Consider the following 22,075-nt stretch of genomic DNA (forward strand, 5'->3'; position numbering starts at 1 on the left):
AACCCGGAAGCTGCGAACCGCGTGCTGCCCAGTTCACAGTCCCCGCTCCGCTCGCACCCCCCACCCCACCCCCTCACCTCCGTGAGCGCCCGCGGGCGGGTGGGGCGCGTCGGCTCCGCCCGCGGGCGGGTGGGCGTACGTCCCGTCTTGCCGTTGTGGGCATACGTTCCGCAGGGCGGAACGGGTGGGCACAACCCCACCGACCCCGGTGACCGTTCTCGCTTGGCCCGCAGGGCGACACCCTCCCCCCTGAGGGGGACACGGGGCAACCCGTGAAGCCAGGGGTGAGGGCGGCGCCCTCGGTGGGTGACCGTGGCACCAGAGCCCAGGTCGTGGCTCTGAGAGACTGGGCGGGATGAACGAGACACCCTTGCGCGTCCGCGCCGAGATCGATCTGGCCGCCCTGCGGGCCAACGTACGAACTCTGCGCGCCCGCGCACCCCGCGCCGAGTTCATGGCCGTGGTGAAGGCGGACGCGTACGGCCACGGCATGCTGCCGTGTGCGCGGGCCGCGCTACAGGGCGGTGCGAGCTGGCTGGGTACGGCGACACCCGAGGAGGCGCTCGCCCTGCGCGCAGGCGGTATCGGACCGGACCAGGCCCGCGTGCTGTGCTGGCTGTGGACGCCGGGCGGGCCCTGGCGTGAGGCGATCGAGGCCGACGTCGATGTGGCGGTCAGCGGGATGTGGGCGCTGCGCGAGGTCACCGACGCCGCCCGCGCGGCGGGCCGCACCGCCCGCGTACAGCTCAAGGTCGACACCGGCCTCGGCCGCAACGGCTGCCAGCCGGCCGACTGGCCCGAGCTGGTGGAGGCCGCGCTGAAGGCGGAGGCCGACGGCACGGTCCGGGTCAGCGGGATCTGGTCGCACTTCGCGTGCGCGGACGAACCAGGGCATCCCTCCATCGACCGGCAGGCTGTCTGTTTTGAGCGGGCGCTCGCGTACGCCGAAGCCGCGGGGCTGCGCCCCGAGGTGCGGCATATCGCCAACTCGCCCGCGACGCTCACCCTGCCGGACACGCACTACGACCTGGTGCGTCCGGGCATCGCGATGTACGGCGTGTCGCCGAGTCCGGAGGTGGGCACGCCGGAGGACTTCGGGCTGCGGCCGGTGATGACGCTGGTGGCTTCGCTGGCCCTGGTCAAGCATGTCCCGGCGGGGCACGGCGTCAGCTATGGGCATCACTTCGTCACATCGGGGGACACCACCTTGGGCCTGGTGCCCGCCGGGTACGGGGACGGACTGCCGCGGCACGCGTCCGGGCGCGGTCCCGTGCTGGTCGGCGGCAAGTGGCGGACCGCTGCCGGGCGGATCGCCATGGATCAGTTCGTGGTCGATCTGGGGGGTGATGAGCCGCCGGTGGGTGAACAGGTTGTGCTGTTCGGGGATGGGGGGCGGGGAGCGCCTACCGCCGAGGACTGGGCGCGGGCCGCGGACACCATCGCGTACGAGATAGTGACGCGCATCGGATCGAGGGTTCCGCGCGTCTACACGGACTAGGAGCGGGTACGTGGGCGATACCGGTACGGATGACAACTGGCGCAGGGCCGGGGTCGCTGGTGTCGCGATAGGCGTGGTCGCCGCGGGCGCGGCGGCCGGTGTGGCCGTCGAGCGGCTGACCGTCGGGCGCGGGATGCGCAAGAAGGCCCGGCTCGCGCTGGACTCCACGGGCCCGTACGGCACGCTCCGCGGCACTCCGGGGCGGGCGCGGGCCGACGACGGCACGGAGCTGTACTACGAGGTCGAGGAGGCGGGCGGTAGCGCGCCCAGGCGTCGGCGGCTGTTCGGGCGCAAGGCCCCGGCGCCGGTGACGGTGGTGTTCAGCCACGGGTACTGCCTCAGCCAGGACTCCTGGCACTTCCAGCGCGCCGGCCTGCGGGGTGTGGTGCGGGGCGTCTTCTGGGACCAGCGCAGTCACGGGCGGTCCGAGCGCGGCCGGGCGCAGCGGGACGGCGCGCCGGTCGACTTCGACCAGCTGGGGCGCGACCTCAAGGCGGTGATCGACGCGGCCGCGCCCGACGGGCCGCTGGTGCTGGTCGGGCACTCGATGGGCGGCATGACGATGATGGCGCTGGCCGACCAGTTCCCCGAGCTGGTGCGCGAGCGCGTCGTCGGGGTCGGGTTCGTCGGTACGTCGGCGGGCGGGCTGGGCGAGGTGAGCTACGGCCTGCCCGCCGTGGGCGTCAAGGCCGTACGGCGTGTGCTGCCCGGAGTGCTGCGGGCGCTGGGGTCTCGGGCGGAGCTGGTGGAGCGGGGGCGGCGCGCCACCGCCGATCTGTTCGCGGGCGTCGTCAAGCGGTACTCGTTCGCGTCCAAGGACGTGGATCCCGCGGTGGCGCGGTTCGCGGAGCGGCTGATCGAGGCCACGCCGATCGATGTCGTCGCCGAGTTCTATCCGGGGTTCGCGGAGCATGAGAGGGCGGACGCGCTGCGGTGCTTCGGGGCGGTTCCGGCGCTGGTGCTGGCCGGGGAAGGCGACCTGGTGACGCCCAGCGGGCACAGCGAGGTCATCGCGGACGCGCTGGCGAACGCGGAGCTGGTGATCGTGCCGGACGCGGGCCATCTGGTGATGCTGGAGCACCCGGAGACCGTTTTGGGCTGGATGAGGGATCTGTTGGTGCGTGCGGGCGTGCTGTCGGAAGCCGCTACCGTGGCGGACTATGGAAGCACCGCACAGCCCGGCACCCCTTGACACCGCCCCCTTCGGTTCTGTCGTCAACTCGGCAGGGCTGACCGTTCACTCTCCCGAGCAGATGGCGGAGCTGGGGCGCCGCTTGGCCAAGCTGCTGCGCCCCGGCGACCTGGTGATGCTCACCGGCGCGCTCGGCGCGGGCAAGACGACGCTGACCCGTGGGCTCGGCGCGGGCCTGGACGTACGGGGCGCCGTCACCTCGCCGACGTTCGTGATCGCGCGGGTGCACCCGGCGCTGGGCTCGGGGCCGCCGCTGGTGCATGTGGACGCGTATCGGCTCGGGGGCGGCTTGGACGAGATGGAGGACCTGGATCTCGATGTCTCGCTGCCGGACTCGGTGGTGGTCGTCGAGTGGGGCGAGGGGAAGGTCGAGGAGCTGTCCGACGACCGGCTGCATGTGGTGATCGACCGGGCCACGGGTGATGACGTGCCCGATGACGACGTACGGCGGGTCACCCTTGCGGGGGTCGGCGAGCGGTGGGCCGGTGTGGACCTGGGCGTGCTGGGCGCGTGAGGCGGTTTCCGACAGGGTGTCGGCAAGGTGTTGCGTGGTTGGCCTCGGGCGTGTTCCCATGGTAGCGAGACCTGGTTAGGTTTACCTAACCAGGCTCGCCCCTCGGAGCTCCAGGAGGCACCCATGCCGACGCCGGAACATGAGACGCGGGCACCCGCGCTGTCGATGAAGGACCTGCTGGCCTCGTGCGCGGCGGCGAGCGCGGTGTCCACGCCCCCGCGGCCGCCACGGCGGAATGAGGAGTCCGGTCCCAAGGCCGCCGCCGCGTCGGTGCGTCTGGGGGCGGATCAGCGGGAGGACGGGGGCCGAGCGCGCTGGGACGCCGCTTAGGGGCTGTCCGGCGGGTCAGGCGGCCCTCGCTCAGTGGTGCGTTTCTCTGTTGGTGATGCCGGGTTCTGTCCGGTTGGGTTCTGGTGCGTTTTACGGGACCACGATGACCGGGCGGTTGATCGTGGCGAACTCCCACATCGCCCTGCCGTCCGCGCGCGACTGCCGGACGCCGCCCGTGCGCTGCGTCGGGTCCGGCTTCGGCGTGGAGCCGTCCACCGCCGCGCTGAAGCCGACCGTCACCCCTTCGACGCTCGCGAAGCGCACCACGTGCTCGATCGACACCCCGTCGGACCCGGTGATCGCGCCGGAGCGCGAGGTGACCAGGTAGTCGCCGGGTAGCGGGTCGACCGTGCTCGGCATGACCCGGTACGTGCGCCGCACCGTGTCGTCCGCGCCCACCAGCCAGACCCGGTCAGCGCCCAGCGCGTACACCACGCGCTCGCCCTCGCCCGATTCGGCGGGCAGCGCCTTCGGGGCCGGCTTCTTCTCCTCGGGGGCCTCGGGTGACTGCGAGGCGCCGGCGGATTCCTTCACGGTCGGCTGGCCCAGCGTGTCGGGGACGTTCGCCGATGCCTGGTAGGCGAGGAAACCGACCGCCGCGATTGCCGCGGCGGTGAGCCCGGCCACGAATCCCGAGCTGCTGCGTGCCACCGTGCGTCCACCTCTCATACGTACGTCAGCAGTGACGGTAGCAGCCGAGCGCGGGCCGTCCGGGGTTCGCCAAGCCGTAGGCTGTTCGCGTGCTCTTGCTCGCTCTGGATACCGCCACCCCCGCCGTCACCGTCGCACTGCACGACGGCTCATCCGTCGTCGCCGCGTCGAGCCAGGTGGACGCCCGTCGGCACGGGGAGCTGCTGCTTCCGGCCGTCGACCGGGTGCTCGCCGACGCGGGACTCAAGCTGGACGCGGTCACCGCGCTGGTGGTCGGCACCGGGCCCGGTCCGTACACCGGACTGCGGGTCGGTCTGATGACGGCCGTCGCTTTCGGCTCCGCGCTGAACGTCCCGGTGCACGGGCTGTGCACCCTGGACGGGCTGGCGTACGCCTCCGGGCTTGACGCCCCCTTCGCGGTGGCCACCGACGCGAGACGCAAGGAGGTCTACTGGGCGCGGTACGACTCGGCCGGGGTCAGGACCACCGAGCCCGCCGTGGACCGGCCCGCCGACATCGCCGCCCAGCTGGCGGGGCTGCCGGTGGTCGGCGCGGGGGCGCGGCTGTACCCCGAGTTCTTTCCGGACGCCCGGAGCCCCGAGCACGCGGCCGCCGGTGCGCTCGCCGCGCTGGCCGCCGAGCGGCTGGCCGCGGGCGAGGAGCTGGCGCCGCCGCGGCCGCTGTATCTGCGGCGGCCGGACGCGCAGGTTCCCAAGAACTACAAGGTGGTCACGCCCAAGTGAGCTCACCCGTACTGCGCGAGATGCGCTGGTGGGACATCGCCGATGTGCTGCGGCTTGAGCGGGAGTTGTTTCCCGATGACGCGTGGTCCAAGGGAATGTTCTGGTCCGAGCTGGCCCACGCGCGCGGGCCGGGCGCGAGTCGCCGCTATGTCGTCGCCGTCGACGGCGAGCGGCTGGTGGGGTACGCCGGTCTCGCCGCCGCGGGCGGGCTCGGCGACGTACAGACCATCGCCGTCGCCCGCGACCACTGGGGCACCGGACTGGGAGCGGGGCTCCTGACGGATCTGCTGAAGCACGCCACCGCCTTCGAGTGCGGCGAGGTGCTGCTGGAGGTGCGGGTCGACAACACCCGTGCGCAGAAGCTGTACGAGCGCTTCGGCTTCGAGCCGATCGGGTTCCGGCGCGGCTACTACCAGCCGGGCAATGTGGACGCGCTGGTGATGCGCCTGGTTCTCGGGGCCGAAGGTTTTCGTGTGGTGGAAAGGAATGACAGCTGATGGCTGACGAACCGCTGGTGCTCGGGATCGAGACCTCCTGCGACGAGACCGGCGTCGGCGTCGTCCGCGGTACGACCCTGCTCGCCGACGCGGTCGCCTCCAGCGTCGACGAGCACGCGCGCTTCGGCGGCGTGGTGCCCGAGGTGGCTTCGCGCGCGCATCTGGAGGCCATGGCGCCGACCGTCGAGCGCGCGCTGAAGCAGGCGGGCGTGTCCGCGCGTGATCTGGACGGCGTCGCCGTGACGGCGGGTCCGGGGCTCGCCGGGGCGCTGCTGGTCGGCGTGTCGGCGGCGAAGGCGTACGCGTACGCGCTGGGCAAGCCGCTGTACGGGGTGAACCACCTGGCCTCGCACATCTGCGTGGACCAGCTGGAGCACGGCGCGCTGCCGGAGCCGACGATGGCGCTGCTGGTGTCGGGCGGGCATTCGTCGTTGCTGCTGTCGTCGGACATCACCTCCGATGTGCGGCCGATGGGCGCGACCATCGACGACGCGGCGGGCGAGGCCTTCGACAAGATCGCCCGCGTGCTGCATCTGGGCTTCCCCGGCGGCCCGGTCATCGACCGGTACGCGAAGGAGGGCGACCCGGACGCGATCGCCTTCCCGCGCGGCCTCACCGGGCCGCGCGATCCCGCGTACGACTTCTCGTTCTCCGGTCTGAAGACGGCCGTGGCCCGCTGGATCGAGGCGAAGCGGAACGCGGGCGAGGACGTGCCGGTGCGGGATGTGTCGGCGTCGTTTCAGGAGGCGGTGGTCGACGTGCTGACCCGTAAGGCCGTACGGGCCTGCAAGGACGAGGGCGTGGACCATCTGATGATCGGCGGCGGGGTCGCCGCGAACTCCCGGCTGCGGGCGCTGGCCCAGGAGCGCTGCGAGCGGGCCGGGATCAGGCTGCGGGTGCCGCGTCCTGGGCTGTGCACGGACAACGGGGCGATGGTGGCGGCGCTGGGCGCGGAGATGGTGGCGCGGAACCGGGCGCCGTCGGACTGGGATCTGTCGGCGGACTCGTCGCTGCCGGTCACCGATCCGCATGTGCCCGGTGAGTCACATGGGCATGGGCATGGGCATGTGCATGAGGCCAGTCAGGGGAATCTGTACTCGTGACGGTCGCCGTGATGTGGGAGGCGCGGGCCGTCGAGGGGCGGGGCGCGGAGCTGCTGGCGTGGGTCGGCCAGCGGCGGCTGGACGGCGTCCCGCTGCGGCGTGAGACCCTCACGGCGCCGGGCGACCGGGTCCTCGTCATCACCTGGTGGGACGCGGCGTACGACGCGGACCTCCCCGAACTCCCGGAGCCCGCGGCCGAGCTGATCACCCGTCCGGTGCACCGGTGGCGGTTCGCGTCGCACGAGGTCGCGACGCCGCCGGACGGCGGGGAGCGGGGCGCGTAGGCGGCCGGGCGGGACGGCCCGCCGCGCGTATCGTGGAATCGTGGCCGCTCCGCAGCATCCGCAGTTCCGGCGTCTCCCGCTGCTCACCGTTCCGCTGGGCGGCGCGCTCGGCCTGGGTGTGGCGCTGACCTCGCAGCACCGGGGCGAGGACGCCTGGGCCGTCTGGGCCCTGGCCGCCAGCGGCCTGTCCGCCGCGAGCGGCGCGGCCTTCGCGCACGGGCTGCGCCGCTGGTCGGGTCTCGCCGCCGTCGGCCCGGTACCGGTGCGTGCCGCGGCCCGCCCGGTCGTCGTGGCGTGGGTGCTGGGCGGCGGCGCGCTCGTTCTGCTGTGGGCCGCGGGCTTCGCGGGTACCTGGCGTGCCCTGACCCTGGTCCTGGTGGCCGCGGCCGGTGTCACCCCCGGCGGCCTGGCCATGATCGGGATCGGGCTGCTCGCCGCCGCCCCGAACGACGCCGCCGCGCCGCCGGGCGCCCAGCTGTCGCGGCTCCTCGCCCTGCGCCGTCTGCTGCAGTCCCTGCTCGGCGTGATGGGCGGCATCGTCGCCCTGCTGGTGATCGCGGAGGCCACCGGCCAGCGGATGGCCGACCGCAGCGCCGTGGAGATCACGCTCGCCTTCGGCGCCACCAGCTCCGTCGCCGTCGCCGTCGTCTACCTGACGCCCGCCGCCCGCCTGCGCGCCCGCGCCCGCGAACTCGTCGACGCCTGCCGCCCGCTGGCCGCGCTGCCCGCTCGGGAGCTTCCCGCCGCCCTAGAGGATCGCCGGAGTCTGGAGTCCGCCCTCGGCGTCGACCGCACGCTTTTCAGCGACCTGCAGACCAACCTCGTGGTCGTCAGTCCCCTGATCGCGGGCGCGGCGTCGTATCTCCTCGCGCGGTGACGAGCGGGGCTGCGCGGCGGCGCTGAACTCTGGTGCCTCTGTGACGTTTTGGTCCAGACCTATTGACCAGTGGTCTGGACCTTTCTATTCTCGCCGCACACTGTGGTGAGTGCGTATTCAACAAACGTGCTCACGGACGGCGCAGGGCTCCACCTCCGACTCCGCCCCCACTCGAGGAGCACGCCTTGAGCATCAGCACCGCGACACCTGAACGCAGTAGAAGATTCCGGCACCGGGCGACCGCCGCCGTCGCCGCCTTCGCGCTCCCGCTGGCCGCCCTCGTCGGGCTGGCCTCGCCCGCGCAGGCCGCCGAGGAGGCGACCGCCACGTACGCCAAGACCCAGGACTGGGGCACGGGCTTCGAGGGCAAGTGGACGATCAAGAACACCGGGACCACGACGCTCGACTCCTGGACCGTCGAGTGGGACTTCCCCTCCGGCACCAAGGTGACCTCCGCCTGGGACGCCGACGTCACCAACTCCGGTGACCACTGGACCGCGAAGAACAAGGGCTGGAACGGCACGCTCGCGCCCGGCGCCTCGGTCTCCTTCGGCTTCAACGGCAGCGGAGACGGCGCGCCGTCGGGCTGCAAGCTCAACGGCGGCTCCTGCGACGGCGGTCCGAGCGAGCCGGGCGACAACCCGCCGTCGGCGCCCGGCACTCCGGCCGCGTCCGACGTCACCGACACCTCCGTGAAACTCGCCTGGTCCGCGGCCACCGACGACGAGGGCGTCAAGAACTACGACGTGCTGCGGGACGGCGCCGTGGTCGCCACGGTCACCGGCACCTCGTACACGGACACCGGGCTGAGCGCCGGGACCGACTACTCGTATGCGGTGCAGGCCCGTGACACGGCCGGTCAGACGGGGCCGGTCAGCGGCTCGGTCTCGGTGCGGACGACCGGCGGGGACCCCGGTCCCGGCCCCGGCCCCGGCGACAAGGTGAACCTCGGCTACTTCACCGAGTGGGGCGTCTACGGGCGCAACTACCACGTCAAGAACCTGGTGACCTCCGGCTCGGCCGAGAAGATCACGCACATCAACTACAGCTTCGGCAACGTCCAGGGCGGCAAGTGCACCATGGGCGACTCGTACGCCGCCATCGACAAGGCGTACACCGCGGGCCAGTCGGTCAGCGGCGAGGCCGACACCTGGGACCAGCCGCTGCGGGGCAACTTCAACCAGCTCCGCCAGCTCAAGGAGAAGTACCCGCACATCAAGGTGCTGTGGTCGTTCGGCGGCTGGACCTGGTCCGGCGGCTTCGGTGACGCCATGAAGAACCCGGCCGCGTTCGCCAAGTCCTGCCACGACCTGATCGAGGACCCGCGCTGGGCCGACGTCTTCGACGGCATCGACCTGGACTGGGAGTACCCGAACGCCTGCGGGCTGTCGTGTGACGAGAGCGGCCCGGCTGTCTTCAAGGACATGATGAAGGCGATGCGGGCCGAGTTCGGTCCTGACTACCTGGTCACGGCCGCGATCACCGCGGACGCCTCGGACGGCGGCAAGATCGACGCCGCGGACTACGCGGGCGCCGCGCCGTACGCCGACTGGTACAACGTCATGACGTACGACTTCTTCGGCGCCTGGGCGAAGCAGGGCCCGACGGCCCCGCACTCGCCGCTGACCTCGTACCCCGGCATCCCGAAGGACGGCTTCAACTCCGCCGCCGCGATCGCCAAGCTCAAGGCCAAGGGCGTTCCGGCCGAGAAGATGCTGCTCGGCATCGGCTTCTACGGGCGCGGCTGGACCGGCGTCACCCAGTCGGAGCCGGGCGGTTCGGCCACCGGGCCCGCCGCGGGCACGTACGAGACGGGCATCGAGGACTACAAGGTCCTCAAGACCGAGTGCCCGGCCAACGGCACCGTCGCGGGCACGGCCTACGCCCACTGCGGCAGCGACTGGTGGAGCTACGACACGCCGTCGACGATCGCCGGGAAGATGGACTGGGCCAACCAGCAGGGTCTTGGTGGCGCGTTCTTCTGGGAGTTCAGCGGCGACACCGCGAACGGCGAGCTGGTGACCGCGATCGGCGACGGTCTGAAGTAGCGCGGCACGACAGCGGTACGGCATGTGAGTGAGCCGGGGAGGCGGGGCGCCGCCTTCCCGGCTCGCGCCGTCTCGGTGGACCGGGTCGAACCTCAGGGCGGAGATCGTACGGAAGTGCCCCTTATGCTGGGATGAGCGGGCGGGCCGCACAGAGGGGAAGGGGCGGCTGGTGGGCTGGTTCTGGGTGTTGCTCATCATCTTCTGGACAGGCGGCTTCGCATGGGCCGCGGACAACGTGCGTACGGCACTGCGCAACCGGCATGAGCGCAAGCTCGAACTGATGGAGGCGACGAAGCAGGAGCGTCTCGCCGTCGAGGCGGCGCACAAGCCGCCGGAGCCGGTGTGCGGGTGCACGCATCACCTGGCCAAGCACGACAAGCAGGGCCTGTGCCACGAGCGGGTCGAGGTGCCGACGGCCTGGGACGAGAACAAGAAGCCGGTCCGCTTCGAGGCGGGCCGGTGCAACTGCCAGCAGTACGTGGGGCCGCAGCCGCTGTCCCAGGTGTTCGCGGAAGAACTGACCGACCGGGACTAGTCGGTGGCTGCTGGCGCGCCGACGAGCATGGTGGGGGCGCCGGCGACCCTGGTCAGGAAGACCGTCGCCGATCGCTTGCCCTGGAGTTTCATCTTGCGGCGGAGTTCCTCCGGTTCGACTGCCGAGCCGCGCTTTTTGACGGTGAGGACGCCCACTTCGCGCTGGCGCAGCAGGGCCTTGAGCTTCTTCACGTTGAACGGCAGCTGGTCGGTGATCTCGTAGGCGGTGGCGTACGGGGTCGGGCGGAGTGCGTCGCTCGTGACGTACGCGATCGTCGGGTCGAGCAGGCCGCCGTCGACCTGCCGGGCGACCTCGGCGACCAGATGCGCGCGGATGACGGCGCCGTCGGGTTCGTAGAGGTAGCGTCCGACGGGGCGGGGGGCCGGGTCGGGGAGCATCGTGGCGCGGGGGGTGTGCAGCGTCGCGCGGCCCGGCAGGAGGGTGGCGCGCAGGGACGCGGGGTGCGGGTCGGCGCCGGTCCCGGTGCCGGCTTCGGCGCCGAACCAGAGCACCGCTTCCTTCACCTCGCCGCCGTACGAGATCCACTCCGCCTCGGCGTCGTCGGGCACCGCCTCGTGCGGGATGCCGGGGGCGATCTTCAGCGCGGCGTGCGGGGCCCGGCGGGCGGCCTCCACGGCCCAGGACAGGGGCGGCGAGTACGCCTCGGGGTCGAAGACGCGGCCGCGCCCGCCGCGGCGCGCCGGGTCGACGAACACGGCGTCGTATCCGGCCGTGTCCACCTCGGCGACGTCTGCCCGGCGCACCTCGATCAGCGCGTCCAGGCCGAGCGCCGCCGCGTTGGCGCGGGCCGCCTCGCAGGTCAGCGGGTCCCGGTCGACGGCCAGTACGGAGATCCCGGCGCGGGCCAGCGCGATCGCGTCGCCGCCGATGCCGCAGCACAGGTCCGCCACGCTCCGTACGCCCAGCGCGTGGAGGCGCTCCGCGCGGTAGGCCGCGACCGCGGTCCTGGTCGCCTGTTCGACGCCGTTCGGCGTGAAGTACATGCGGCGGGCGTCGTCAGGGCCGAACTTCGCGGCCGCCCGCTGCCGCAGCCGCGCCTGCCCGAGCGCCGCGGAGACCAGTCCGGCCGGGTGGTCGCGGCGCAGCCGGGTGGCGAGCGCCAGCTCCTGGGCCGGGTCGTGGTCGCGTAGCTCGGCGAGCAGGGCCTGGCCCTCGTCGGTGCGCAGCGCGGCGAAGGCGGCGAGTTCGGGGTCGGGTGCGGAGGCGGGGTCGCGGTCGTTCACCCGGCCATTGTCGGCCAGTCGGTGGATCGTGCGCGCCGGTCGGCGAGGCCTGTGCGCCGGAGGTCCGGTGCGCTGACAGGATCCGACGCCATGCGCACTGTGTTTGTAGGACAAAAGGGAAATAGGGGCGGGGGGTGGGGCGGGCGAGTCCGGGTGGGGCTCGTCGTCCTCACCGCGGCCGCCGTCGCGTCGGGCTGCGCCAGCGGGGAGTCGGCGAAGACCCCGGTCGAGCCCGCCCCCGGCCAGCAGCGGGCGGAGCGAGCCGAGCGGGCGGAGCGGGTCGAGCGGGTCGAGGTGGCGCGGAAGTGGGCCGAGCGGGCCAAGAAGCGGGCCGCCGGGCAGCGGGCCGCGCGGGCAGCCGCCGTCAAGCGCTGGAAGCTGGACAAGATGCCGCTGACGCCGCCGAAGCCGCCGTCGGAGAAGGCGAAGCTCACCACCCGCAGAGGGTTCGAGGTCTCCGGGCACGAGAGCGAGAAGCTGCCGCCCGTGTTCACCACGATCCCGACCAAGGACAAGGTCGTCTTCCTGACGATCGACGACGGCGCAGAGAAGGATCCCGAGCTGCTCAGGATGATGAGCGAGCTGAAGATCCCGTACACCGCGTTCCTCAGCGACTACCTGGTGAAGGAGGACTACGGGTACTTCAAGAAGATGCAGGAGCGCGGGGTGGGGCTCAACAACCACACCCTCAATCACCCCTATCTGCCCGGACTCTCCTACGCGCGGCAGAAGCGCGAGATCTGCGGCATGCAGGACGTCATCGAGAAGCGCTACGGAAAGCGGCCCGAGCTGTTCCGCCCGCCGTACGGCAACTACAACGGCGACACCCTGCGGGCCGCCAAGGCCTGCGGGATCAAGGCCGTGCCGCTGTGGAACGCCGAGGCCTTCGCGGACCGGATGGAGTGGCGCGAGTGGGACCGTGACCTGCACCCCGGCGACATCATCCTCACCCACTTCCGGGGCGAGGAGGACTGGAAGGGCAGCATGCCCGACATGATCCGCCGGATGATGAAGACGGTGACCGACAAGGGGTACGCGGTGGCCAGGCTGGAGGACTATCTCTGAGCCGCCGGGGGAGCCGCCGAGGGAGCCGCCGGGCGAGCCTCCGCGACTCGGTCGAGTGGAGTCATTGGCACTCCGCTTGACCGAGTGCTAATCACGGTCATAGTCTCAGCTCTGGCACTCACCACTGGAGAGTGCCAACAGCGACGGGCAGGTCCGGCACCCGCGACGACGGATCCACCTGGTCGCCACCCCAGAACAGTTAACCCCGTGAGATCTCCGAAGGGGGAGACCGGACCGTGACGACCACCAGCTCCAAGGTTGCCATCAAGCCGCTTGAGGACCGCATTGTGGTCCAGCCGCTCGACGCCGAGCAGACCACGGCCTCTGGCCTGGTTATTCCGGACACCGCCAAGGAGAAGCCCCAGGAGGGCGCAGTCCTGGCCGTGGGCCCCGGCCGTTTCGAGAACGGCGAGCGCCTGCCGCTCGACGTCAAGGTCGGCGACGTCGTGCTCTACAGCAAGTACGGCGGCACCGAGGTGAAGTACAGCGGCGAGGAGTACCTCGTCCTCTCGGCTCGCGACGTCCTCGCGATCATCGAGAAGTAAGTCACCTCCCCAGGGAGCCGCTGGCTCCCGACAGTTTTGTACCGCGCCCCTGGCCCCCGTGAATCCAAGAATCGCCGGGTGGACGGGGGCGCGGCTCTTTTGAGAGGACTTGAGACAGCTCCATGGCGAAGATCCTGAAGTTCGACGAGGACGCCCGTCGCGCCCTTGAGCGCGGCGTCAACAAGCTGGCCGACACGGTCAAGGTGACGATCGGCCCCAAGGGCCGCAACGTCGTCATCGACAAGAAGTTCGGCGCCCCCACCATCACCAACGACGGCGTCACCATCGCCCGTGAGGTCGAGGTCGAGGACCCGCACGAGAACCTCGGCGCCCAGCTGGTGAAGGAGGTGGCGACCAAGACCAACGACATCGCGGGCGACGGCACCACCACCGCCACCGTGCTCGCCCAGGCCCTGGTCCGCGAGGGCCTGCGCAACGTCGCCGCCGGCGCCTCCCCGGCCGCCCTGAAGAAGGGCATCGACGCCGCCGTCAAGGCCGTGTCCGACGAGCTGCTGGCCACCGCCCGCCCGATCGACTCCAAGGCCGACATCGCCGCGGTCGCCGCGCTGTCCGCCCAGGACAAGCAGATCGGCGAGCTCATCGCCGAGGCCATGGACAAGGTCGGCAAGGACGGTGTGATCACCGTCGAGGAGTCCAACACCTTCGGCGTGGAGCTCGACTTCACCGAGGGCATGGCCTTCGACAAGGGCTACCTGTCGCCGTACATGGTCACCGACCAGGAGCGTATGGAGGCCGTACTCGACGACCCGTACATCCTGATCCACCAGGGCAAGATCTCCTCGATCCAGGACCTGCTGCCGCTCCTGGAGAAGGTCATCCAGAACGGCGGCTCCAAGCCGCTGCTGATCATCGCCGAGGACGTCGAGGGCGAGGCGCTCTCCACCCTCGTCGTCAACAAGATCCGCGGCACGTTCAACGCCGTGGCCGTCAAGGCCCCCGGCTTCGGCGACCGCCGCAAGGCGATGCTCGGCGACATGGCCACCCTCACCGGCGCCACCGTCATCGCCGAAGAGGTCGGCCTCAAGCTGGACCAGGCCGGTCTCGACGTGCTGGGCACCGCCCGCCGCGTCACCATCACCAAGGACGACACCACGATCGTGGACGGCGGCGGCAACGCCGACGACGTCCAGGCCCGCGTCGCCCAGATCAAGGCCGAGATCGAGACCACGGACTCCGACTGGGACCGCGAGAAGCTCCAGGAGCGCCTCGCGAAGCTGGCCGGCGGCGTGTGCGTGATCCGCGTCGGCGCCGCCACCGAGGTGGAGCTGAAGGAGAAGAAGCACCGCCTGGAGGACGCCATCTCCGCGACCCGCGCCGCGGTCGAGGAGGGCATCGTCTCCGGTGGCGGCTCCGCCCTGGTGCACGCCGTCAAGGTGCTCGAGGGCAACCTCGGCAAGGAGGGCGACGAGGCCACCGGCGTCGCCGTCGTCCGCCGCGCCGCCGTCGAGCCGCTGCGCTGGATCGCCGAGAACGCCGGCCTTGAGGGCTACGTCATCACCTCCAAGGTCGCCGAGCTCGACAAGGGCAACGGCTACAACGCCGCGACCGACGAGTACGGCGACCTGGTCAAGGCCGGCGTCATCGACCCGGTCAAGGTCACCCGCTCCGCCCTGGAGAACGCCGCGTCGATCGCCTCGCTGCTGCTCACGACCGAGACCCTGGTCGTCGAGAAGCCCGCCGAGGAGGACGAGGCCGCCGCCGCGGGCGGTCACGGCCACGCCCACTGAGCGAGCTCGCGTGAGCTGAGTCGAGCTGAGTCGAGCTGAGCTGGATTGAGCTGAGCTTGATCGAGCTGAGCTGACGAAGGTCCGGCATCCCGTCGCGGGGTGCCGGACCTTCGCGCTGCGGGAGGCGCCGGGGCTTCGTGCCGCGCTACTTCGGGCCGTACTTGCGGCCCGTACGGGAACTGAGCCCGCCTAGCAGGGCGCGCGGCGTCACCTTCACCACGCCCATCATGGCCTTGTAGCGCGGGTCCGGGATCGACACCGACTTGCCGCGCGCCAGGTCGGTCAGCGCCGCGGCCACCAGCTTGTCGGCGTCCAGCCACATCCAGCTCGGAATGTCGTCCGTGCCCATCCCGGCCCGCTCGTGGAACTCCGTCCGCACGAATCCGGGGCACAGTGCCATCAGCCGCACCCCCGAACCCGCCAGATCCTTCGCCGCCCCCTGCGTGAACTGCACGACCCACGCCTTGGACGCGCCATACGTCCCGCGCGGCACGAAGGCCGCCACCGACGCCACGTTGACGACGCCGCCGCGCCCGCGCTCCCGCATCGCGTCCGCGGCCGCCGAGGTCAGCCGGAGCACCGCCTCGCAGTGCACCTTCAGCATCGTCAGCTCGTCGGCCATGGAGACCTCGAGATAGCGGCCCTTGTTGCCGAAGCCCGCGTTGTTGACGAGCAGGTCGACCGCGTTCCTGCGGTCGCCGAGCCGGGTCTCCACCGCCGCGATCCCGTCATCGGTCGACAGGTCGGCGGTCAGCACCTCGGCCTCGATGCCGTGCCGGTCGTGCAGCTCGGTCGCCTGCTCCTGGAGCCGTTCGGTGTCGCGGGCGACCAGCACCAGGTTGTGCCCGTCTGCGGCGAGCCGCCGCGCGAACGCGGCGCCGATCCCTGCGGTCGATCCGGTAATCAGAGCCGTAGTCATGGCCCCAGGTTAGTGGGGCAAAGCCGCGCGGCTGTATGCGCTGCGCTCTCCAAGCGTCGCTTATGCTCGAAAGATGATCGAGGCCCGTCATCTCCGTGTGCTGCGTGCCGTCGCCGCCACCGGATCCTTCTCCGCCGCCGCTCGCGAACTGGGCTGCACCCAGCCCGCCGTGAGCCAGCAGATGAAGGCCCTCGAACAGTCGGCGGGGACGCCGCTGCTGATCCGTACGGGCCGCGAGATGCGCCTCACGCAGGCCGGTGAGGCCCTGGTGCGGCACGCCGCCGGCATCCTCGCCGGGCTGACCGCGGCCGAGGAGGAGGTCGCCGCCATCGCGGGGCTGCGCGCGGGACGGGTACGGCTGGTCTCCTTCCCCAGCGGCAGCTCGACCCTGGTCCCCACCGCGCTGGCCGCGCTGCGCGCCGCGCATCCGGGGACGCGGGTGTCCCTGGTGGAGGCCGAGCCGCCGCGCTCGGTGGAGATGCTGCGCGAGGGCGACTGCGATGTCGCGCTCGCCTTTCGGTACCAGGGCGCCAGCGCCGCCGACGACTGGAGCGACCTGGTGGTGCGGCCGCTGCTCGCCGACCGCCTGGTCGGGCTCGTCCCCGAGGGGCACCGGCTGGCGGGCGCGGCGGCGCTCGCCATCGGGGACCTCGCCGACGAGCCGTGGATCGCGGGCTGCCCGCGTTGCCGCAAGCAGCTGGTCGAGGTCTGCGAAGGCGCGGGCTTCGTCCCGCGCATCGACTTCGCGACCGACGACTACCCGGCGGTGATCGGCCTGGTCGGCGCCGGGCTCGGCGTCGCGGTGCTGCCGGAGCTCGCCCTGGAGTCGGTACGCCCCAAGGGGGCCCGCGCGGTGACCGTGGAACCGGCGGTGCGGCGCGAGATCGTCGCGCTCACGCTGCCCGACCTGGCCCAGGTGCCCGCTGTGGTGGCGACCCTCGACCAGCTGGCGGGCGCCGCGGCGCGCTGAGCCCGGTGCGGGGCGCGCGCGGGAGCCGCCCCTTCAGAGAAACGTTCCTCCGCGTGGTCGGTACGCGGGCGAGGTCAGTGCCCGGTCGCGGTCGCGCTCGCCCCCGCGGTCGCGCTCGCCCCCGCGGTCGCGGACGCCCCCGTGGCCGTGCTCGCCCCCGTGGTCGCGGACGCCGTGACCAGGCGGTGTCTGGCGCGCCCCATGAGTTCCTCGCGTTCGTCTTCGGTGAGTCCGCCCCAGACCCCGTACGGTTCGCGCACCGCCAGCGCGTGCGCGGCGCACTCCGCGCGTACCGGGCATCTCATACAGACCTCTTTGGCCGAGGTCTCGCGCGCGCTGCGCGCCGCGCCCCGCTCGCCTTCCGGGTGGAAGAACAGCGAGCTGTCGACCCCGCGGCAGGCGGCCAGGAGCTGCCAGTCCCACAGATCTGCGTTCGGTCCGGGAAGGCGGGAGAAATCTGCCATTGCGTGTCCCCTTGCAACCGTGGTGAGCGGGTTCAGTGACTGCTGAAGTGCCGACCGTACATCTACCGTCTTAGTAGATGAAAATATGATCCATGGTGAATCTACTCAGAGACACCTACGAAAGGGAAGAAAATCCGCTAAATGGGGCATCCTGGCAGGCGAACCTCTGGTGACCTGCGGTGCCGTCGCCGTGTCCGAGCCCTTACGTGGAGTGCTGAAGAGGGGTGGCGAACCCGTAACTCTTTCGAGTGACCGTCGTTGAGAGTGCGAGGCGGTTGAGAACTGAAGCTCTCGGGCAGATGTCCGAGGGTGTCGACCGCGCAGGTGACGACTCGTAACCAGCCTGGAGGCTCAAGGTGACGCGCAGCAGCTGTGAGAGCCGCGGAGGACAGTCATGACATCCGTACTCGTCTGCGACGACTCCCCGCTTGCCCGCGAGGCGCTCCGCCGCGCGGTCGCGACCGTTCCCGGCGTCGAGCGTGTCACGACGGCGGCCAACGGCGAGGAGGTACTCCGCCGCTGGGGCGCCGACCGCTCGGACCTGATCCTGATGGACGTGCGCATGCCGGGACTCGGGGGCGTGGAGACGGTCCGGCGGCTGCTGTCCGCCGACCCCGGCGCGCGGATCATCATGCTCACGGTCGCCGAGGACCTGGACGGCGTCGCGCTCGCGGTCGCCGCCGGCGCCCGCGGCTATCTGCACAAGGACGCCTCGCGCGCCGAGCTGCGCGCGACCGTCACCCAGGCGCTCGCCGACCCGACCTGGCGGCTCGCCCCGCGCAGGCTGCGCTCGGCCGAGATGGGCGCGGCCCCGACGCTCACCGCGCGCGAGATCCAGGTACTCGAAGGCATGAGCCACGGCCGGTCGAACGCCGAGATCGGCCGCGAGCTGTTCCTCTCCGAGGACACCGTCAAGACCCACGCCAGGCGGCTGTTCAAGAAGCTCGGCGCGTCGGACCGCGCGCATGCCGTCGCGCTCGGATTCCGCTGGGGCCTGGTCCGCTGACAGCGCGCCGCCGCGGGGATTCCGCGTGCCGCCGCGACTCCGCCCGCACCGCCGCGGGCGGGTCGGCGGACGCCGGGAAAGGCCCGCCGCGGTGGCGGCTTAGGCCGTTTCCCGCGCGATGCCGCATCCTTGGAGTGTGGAGTTCCTCGGGGACGAGTCGATCGAGCGGGAGGGGAGGGCGCAGGAGATGAGTTCCGGCGCACCTGCTCATAACGCTTCAGTGCACAACAACGGGCGCGGTGTCACGGATCGGTCGGAGCCAAGGCACTATGGACCGATGCGTGATGACGAGACGACGGCGATCGGTGCCCTCGTCCATCGCGCCGTCGAAGGCGACCAGCAGGCCACCCACGATCTGCTGGCCCATGTGCACCCGTTGGCGCTGCGTTACTGCCGCACCCGGCTGTCCCGCCTTCCGGGTGACGCGCGGCACTTCGTGGAGGACCTGGCCCAGGAGGTCTGCGTCGCCGTCCTGCTCGCGCTGCCGCGCTACAAGGACACCGGCCGCCCCTTCGAGGCCTTCGTGTTCGCCATCGCCGGACACAAGGTCGCCGACCTCCAGCGGGCCGCCATGCGCCACCCCGGCTCGACCGCGGTGCCGTCGGACGAGATGCCCGAGCGGCCCGACGACTCGCTCGGGCCCGAGGAGCGGGCGCTGCTCAGCAGCGACGCCGAGTGGGCCAAGAAACTCCTCGCCAACCTGCCCCAGACCCAGCGCGAGCTGCTGCTGCTGCGGATCGCCGTCGGGCTGACCGCGGAGGAGACCGGGCAGATGCTGGGGATGTCCCCCGGCGCGGTCCGGGTCGCCCAGCACCGCGCGCTGAGCAGGCTGCGCGCCCTCGCCGAGCAGTGACGGGCCCGGTTCACGGACTTCGTACGGCCTTCGTGCTGTCTTCCGTGCCGCCTTCCGTGCCGCCTCCGCACGGTCCTCGTGCGGCCTTCGTAGAAACGTACAGAGATCGTGATCAGGAGTGATGCGATCGTGGAATCAAGTACCGCTGAGGCCCGTTAGCATGGTGGTCCGCGGCTGGCAAGAGCATTGGGGAAGGTGTCATGACTGATCTCGTCGACGACGGAGCCGGAGCACCGGAGAAATTCGCGATGCTCGGGCTGACCTACGACGACGTCCTGTTGCTGCCGGGCGCGTCCGAGGTGCTCCCGAACAAGGTCGACACCTCGTCTCGGGTCTCGCGGAACGTCACCGTGAACCTCCCCCTGCTGTCCGCCGCGATGGACAAGGTCACCGAGGCCCGGATGGCCATCGCCATGGCCCGCCAGGGCGGCGCGGGCGTGCTGCACCGCAACCTCTCCATCGAGGACCAGGCCAACCAGATCGACCTGGTGAAGCGCTCCGAGTCCGGCATGGTCACCGACCCGATCACGGTCGCGCCGGACGCCACGCTGCACGAGGCCGACGCGCTGTGCGGCCGGTTCCGGATCAGCGGCGTCCCGGTCACCGACCCCGCGGGCAAGCTGCTCGGCATCGTCACCAACCGCGACATGGCCTTCGAGCTGGACCGCTCGCGCCAGGTCCGCGAGGTCATGACGCCGATGCCGCTGGTCACCGGCAAGGTCGGCATCTCCGGCGAGGACGCCATGGAGCTGCTGCGCCGCCACAAGATCGAGAAGCTGCCGCTGGTCGACGACGCGGGCGTCCTCAAGGGCCTCATCACGGTCAAGGACTTCGTCAAGGCCGAGCAGTACCCGAACGCCGCCAAGGACGCCGAGGGCCGCCTGGTCGTCGGCGCCGCCGTGGGCGTCGGCGACGAGGCGTACGACCGGGCGCAGGCGCTCGTCGAGGCCGGGGTCGACTTCCTGGTCGTGGACAGCGCGCACGGCCACAGCCGCGGCATCCTCGACATGATCGCCAAGCTCAAGACGCACATCGACGTCGACATCGTGGGCGGCAACGTCGCCACGCGGGACGGCGCGCAGGCGCTGATCGACGCCGGTGTGGACGGCGTCAAGGTGGGCGTCGGGCCCGGCTCCATCTGCACCACGCGCGTCGTGGCCGGTATCGGCGTGCCCCAGGTGACCGCGATCTACGAGGCGGCCAAGGCCTGCGGCCCCGCCGGGGTGCCGCTGATCGGCGACGGCGGCCTGCAGTACAGCGGCGACATCGCCAAGGCGATCGCCGCCGGGGCCGACTCGGTGATGCTCGGCTCGCTACTCGCGGGCTGCGAGGAGTCGCCGGGTGAGATGGTCTTCGTCAACGGCAAGCAGTTCAAGTCGTACCGCGGCATGGGCTCGCTGGGCGCGATGCAGTCCCGCGGGCAGGCGCGCTCGTACTCGAAGGACCGTTACTTCCAGGACAACGTGCTGTCCGAGGACAAGCTGGTGCCCGAGGGCATCGAGGGTCAGGTGCCCTACCGGGGCCCGCTCGCCTCGGTCGCGCACCAGCTGGTGGGCGGTCTGCGGGCCTCCATGGGGTACGTCGGCTCGGCGGACATCCCGGAGCTCAAGGCCAAGGGCCGGTTCGTACGGATCTCGTCGGCCGGACTCAAGGAGAGCCACCCGCACGACATCGCGATGACCGTCGAGGCGCCCAACTACTCACGCCGCTGACCGGCCGTACGACGCGAGAGCCCGCGGGCGCGACGCCGCCCGCGGGCCCCTGCGCGTGTGTCGGGGATACTGGTACGCGCACACCGGAGACTGGAAAGGCCACCCAACGTGACTGAGATCGAGATCGGGCGCGGCAAGCGCGGCCGCAGGGCGTACGCGTTCGACGACATCGCCATCGTCCCGAGCCGACGCACTCGGGACCCGAAGGAGGTCTCGATCGCCTGGCAGATCGACGCCTACCGCTTCGAGCTGCCCTTCCTGGCGGCCCCCATGGACTCGGTCGTCTCGCCGCAGACCGCCATCCGGATCGGTGAGCTGGGCGGCCTCGGCGTACTGAACCTCGAGGGCCTGTGGACCCGGTACGAGGACCCGCGGCCGCTGCTCGACGAGATCGCCGAGCTCGCGCCCGAGACCGCGACCCGGCGGCTCCAGGAGATCTACGCGGCCCCGATCCAGGAGGAGCTGATCGGGCAGCGCATCAAGGAGGTGCGGGACTCGGGCGTGGTGACCGCCGCCGCCCTGTCGCCGCAGCGCACCGCGCAGTTCTCCAAGGCCGTCGTGGACGCCGGGGTGGACATCTTCGTGATCCGCGGCACGACCGTGTCGGCCGAGCACGTGTCCGGCGCGGCCGAGCCGCTGAACCTGAAGCAGTTCATCTACGAGCTGGACGTCCCGGTGATCGTCGGCGGCTGCGCCACCTACACCGCCGCGCTGCACCTGATGCGGACCGGCGCGGCCGGTGTGCTGGTCGGCTTCGGCGGCGGCGCGGCGCACACCACCCGTAACGTGCTCGGCATCCAGGTGCCGATGGCGACCGCGGTCGCCGACGTGGCGGCGGCTCGCCGGGACTATCTGGACGAGTCCGGCGGCCGGTATGTGCACGTCATCGCGGACGGCGGCGTGGGCTGGTCCGGCGACCTGCCGAAGGCGGTCGCCTGCGGCGCGGACGCCGTGATGATGGGCTCCCCGCTGGCCCGCGCCACCGACGCGCCCGGCCGGGGCAACCACTGGGGCATGGAGGCCGTGCACGAGGACGTGCCGCGCGGCAAGAAGGTCGACCTGGGCACGGTCGGCACCACCGAGGAGATCCTCTCCGGCCCGTCGCACAAGCCGGACGGCTCGATGAACCTGTTCGGGGCGCTGCGCCGCTCGATGGCGACGACCGGGTACAGCGACCTCAAGGAGTTCCAGCGGGTGGAGGTCACGGTCGCGGACGCGGAACACCGTCGCTGACGCCGACTCCCCGGTACGAGAGGGCCCGCACCACCGGCTGGTGG

General features: G+C 71.6%; 23 protein-coding genes. 19 read left to right on the top strand and 4 right to left on the bottom strand.

The window, feature by feature from the left end; translation table 11 throughout:
• Positions 1 to 355: 355 nt before the first annotated feature.
• The 4 genes from alr to ACX6XY_RS27265 all read left to right on the top strand — a co-directional run bounded on the left by alr (position 356) and on the right by ACX6XY_RS27265 (position 3,534).
• Positions 356 to 1,498 carry an alanine racemase gene (gene alr, locus ACX6XY_RS27250; RefSeq protein ID WP_460336280.1) on the top strand — a complete coding sequence of 381 codons (1,143 nt, stop codon included), beginning with the start codon at positions 356 to 358 and terminating at the stop codon, positions 1,496 to 1,498.
• Between the two features lie 10 nt (positions 1,499 to 1,508).
• Complete coding sequence (locus ACX6XY_RS27255) at positions 1,509 to 2,690, top strand: alpha/beta fold hydrolase (RefSeq protein ID WP_460336283.1); 1,182 nt, start codon at positions 1,509 to 1,511, stop codon at positions 2,688 to 2,690.
• Entirely contained in the window at positions 2,659 to 3,204 is a 546-nt protein-coding gene (gene tsaE / locus ACX6XY_RS27260) for a tRNA (adenosine(37)-N6)-threonylcarbamoyltransferase complex ATPase subunit type 1 TsaE (protein WP_460336286.1), read from the top strand. The genes ACX6XY_RS27255 and tsaE overlap by 32 nt, the downstream gene beginning before the upstream one ends.
• A 123-nt stretch (positions 3,205 to 3,327) precedes the next feature.
• Positions 3,328 to 3,534, top strand: a complete 207-nt coding sequence (locus tag ACX6XY_RS27265; protein ID WP_460336289.1) for a hypothetical protein — start codon at positions 3,328 to 3,330, stop codon at positions 3,532 to 3,534.
• Positions 3,535 to 3,624: 90 nt separating this feature from the next.
• Here the strand turns inward: ACX6XY_RS27265 and ACX6XY_RS27270 are convergent, their stop codons facing one another.
• Positions 3,625 to 4,185, bottom strand: coding sequence for a hypothetical protein (locus tag ACX6XY_RS27270; RefSeq protein WP_460336291.1), 561 nt, complete (start codon positions 4,183 to 4,185; stop codon positions 3,625 to 3,627).
• 89 nt (positions 4,186 to 4,274) lie between these two features.
• On the opposite strand from ACX6XY_RS27270, the gene tsaB reads away from it, so the two are divergent.
• The 7 genes from tsaB to ACX6XY_RS27305 all read left to right on the top strand — a co-directional run bounded on the left by tsaB (position 4,275) and on the right by ACX6XY_RS27305 (position 10,272).
• Positions 4,275 to 4,928 (top strand): tRNA (adenosine(37)-N6)-threonylcarbamoyltransferase complex dimerization subunit type 1 TsaB, encoded by a 654-nt coding sequence (gene tsaB / locus ACX6XY_RS27275; protein ID WP_460336294.1) that lies wholly within the window; start codon positions 4,275 to 4,277, stop codon positions 4,926 to 4,928.
• A 20-nt stretch (positions 4,929 to 4,948) separates the two neighbouring features.
• The gene (gene rimI, locus ACX6XY_RS27280) at positions 4,949 to 5,425 is read left to right on the top strand and encodes a ribosomal protein S18-alanine N-acetyltransferase (protein WP_460336346.1); all 477 of its coding nucleotides are present in this window, start codon (positions 4,949 to 4,951) and stop codon (positions 5,423 to 5,425) included.
• A complete protein-coding gene (gene tsaD / locus ACX6XY_RS27285) occupies positions 5,425 to 6,528 on the top strand; it encodes a tRNA (adenosine(37)-N6)-threonylcarbamoyltransferase complex transferase subunit TsaD (protein ID WP_460336297.1) in 1,104 nt (367 codons plus the stop codon). Before rimI ends, tsaD begins: the two co-directional genes overlap by 1 nt.
• Positions 6,525 to 6,812: a hypothetical protein gene (locus ACX6XY_RS27290; protein ID WP_460336300.1), complete on the top strand. Its 288-nt coding sequence runs from the start codon at positions 6,525 to 6,527 to the stop codon at positions 6,810 to 6,812. Before tsaD ends, ACX6XY_RS27290 begins: the two co-directional genes overlap by 4 nt.
• Positions 6,813 to 6,852: 40 nt before the next feature.
• Positions 6,853 to 7,689 (top strand): hypothetical protein, encoded by an 837-nt coding sequence (locus ACX6XY_RS27295; RefSeq protein WP_460336303.1) that lies wholly within the window; start codon positions 6,853 to 6,855, stop codon positions 7,687 to 7,689.
• Between the two features lie 191 nt (positions 7,690 to 7,880).
• Entirely contained in the window at positions 7,881 to 9,737 is a 1,857-nt protein-coding gene (locus ACX6XY_RS27300; RefSeq protein ID WP_460336349.1) for a glycosyl hydrolase family 18 protein, read from the top strand.
• A gap of 169 nt (positions 9,738 to 9,906) precedes the next feature.
• The gene (locus ACX6XY_RS27305; RefSeq protein WP_460336306.1) at positions 9,907 to 10,272 is read left to right on the top strand and encodes a hypothetical protein; all 366 of its coding nucleotides are present in this window, start codon (positions 9,907 to 9,909) and stop codon (positions 10,270 to 10,272) included.
• Here the strand turns inward: ACX6XY_RS27305 and ACX6XY_RS27310 are convergent.
• Positions 10,269 to 11,516 carry a THUMP-like domain-containing protein gene (locus ACX6XY_RS27310; RefSeq protein ID WP_460336307.1) on the bottom strand — a complete coding sequence of 416 codons (1,248 nt, stop codon included), beginning with the start codon at positions 11,514 to 11,516 and terminating at the stop codon, positions 10,269 to 10,271. The genes ACX6XY_RS27305 and ACX6XY_RS27310 overlap by 4 nt on opposite strands.
• A 90-nt stretch (positions 11,517 to 11,606) precedes the next feature.
• Between ACX6XY_RS27310 and ACX6XY_RS27315 the strand changes: the two genes are divergently transcribed.
• From ACX6XY_RS27315 to groL, 3 genes are all read left to right on the top strand, one after another.
• Positions 11,607 to 12,581 carry a polysaccharide deacetylase family protein gene (locus ACX6XY_RS27315; protein ID WP_460336310.1) on the top strand — a complete coding sequence of 325 codons (975 nt, stop codon included), beginning with the start codon at positions 11,607 to 11,609 and terminating at the stop codon, positions 12,579 to 12,581.
• A gap of 236 nt (positions 12,582 to 12,817) precedes the next feature.
• Positions 12,818 to 13,126, top strand: a complete 309-nt coding sequence (gene groES / locus ACX6XY_RS27320) for a co-chaperone GroES (RefSeq protein ID WP_240110632.1) — start codon at positions 12,818 to 12,820, stop codon at positions 13,124 to 13,126.
• 122 nt (positions 13,127 to 13,248) lie between these two features.
• A complete protein-coding gene (gene groL, locus ACX6XY_RS27325; protein ID WP_460336313.1) occupies positions 13,249 to 14,874 on the top strand; it encodes a chaperonin GroEL in 1,626 nt (541 codons plus the stop codon).
• Positions 14,875 to 15,019: 145 nt separating this feature from the next.
• On the opposite strand, the gene ACX6XY_RS27330 is transcribed toward groL, so the two are convergent.
• Complete coding sequence (locus ACX6XY_RS27330) at positions 15,020 to 15,793, bottom strand: SDR family NAD(P)-dependent oxidoreductase (RefSeq protein ID WP_460336316.1); 774 nt, start codon at positions 15,791 to 15,793, stop codon at positions 15,020 to 15,022.
• A 73-nt stretch (positions 15,794 to 15,866) separates the two neighbouring features.
• Here ACX6XY_RS27330 and ACX6XY_RS27335 point away from each other — a divergent pair, with 73 nt between their 5' ends.
• Positions 15,867 to 16,763, top strand: coding sequence for a LysR family transcriptional regulator (locus tag ACX6XY_RS27335; protein ID WP_460336319.1), 897 nt, complete (start codon positions 15,867 to 15,869; stop codon positions 16,761 to 16,763).
• 74 nt (positions 16,764 to 16,837) lie between these two features.
• Here ACX6XY_RS27335 and ACX6XY_RS27340 read toward each other — a convergent pair whose 3' ends face one another.
• On the bottom strand, positions 16,838 to 17,227 hold the full coding sequence (locus tag ACX6XY_RS27340; RefSeq protein WP_460336322.1) for a WhiB family transcriptional regulator: 390 nt from the start codon (positions 17,225 to 17,227) through the stop codon (positions 16,838 to 16,840).
• A gap of 394 nt (positions 17,228 to 17,621) precedes the next feature.
• Between ACX6XY_RS27340 and ACX6XY_RS27345 the strand changes: the two genes are divergently transcribed.
• From ACX6XY_RS27345 to ACX6XY_RS27360, 4 genes are all read left to right on the top strand, one after another.
• Positions 17,622 to 18,233, top strand: coding sequence for a response regulator transcription factor (locus ACX6XY_RS27345; RefSeq protein WP_003948568.1), 612 nt, complete (start codon positions 17,622 to 17,624; stop codon positions 18,231 to 18,233).
• Between the two features lie 277 nt (positions 18,234 to 18,510).
• On the top strand, positions 18,511 to 19,086 hold the full coding sequence (locus tag ACX6XY_RS27350) for a sigma-70 family RNA polymerase sigma factor (protein ID WP_411056672.1): 576 nt from the start codon (positions 18,511 to 18,513) through the stop codon (positions 19,084 to 19,086).
• Positions 19,087 to 19,286: 200 nt separating this feature from the next.
• A complete protein-coding gene (guaB, locus tag ACX6XY_RS27355) occupies positions 19,287 to 20,798 on the top strand; it encodes an IMP dehydrogenase (RefSeq protein WP_460336328.1) in 1,512 nt (503 codons plus the stop codon).
• A gap of 108 nt (positions 20,799 to 20,906) precedes the next feature.
• Positions 20,907 to 22,031, top strand: a complete 1,125-nt coding sequence (locus tag ACX6XY_RS27360; RefSeq protein WP_460336331.1) for a GuaB3 family IMP dehydrogenase-related protein — start codon at positions 20,907 to 20,909, stop codon at positions 22,029 to 22,031.
• Positions 22,032 to 22,075: the final 44 nt, after the last annotated feature.

Source organism: Streptomyces sp. O3, from assembly GCF_054788135.1.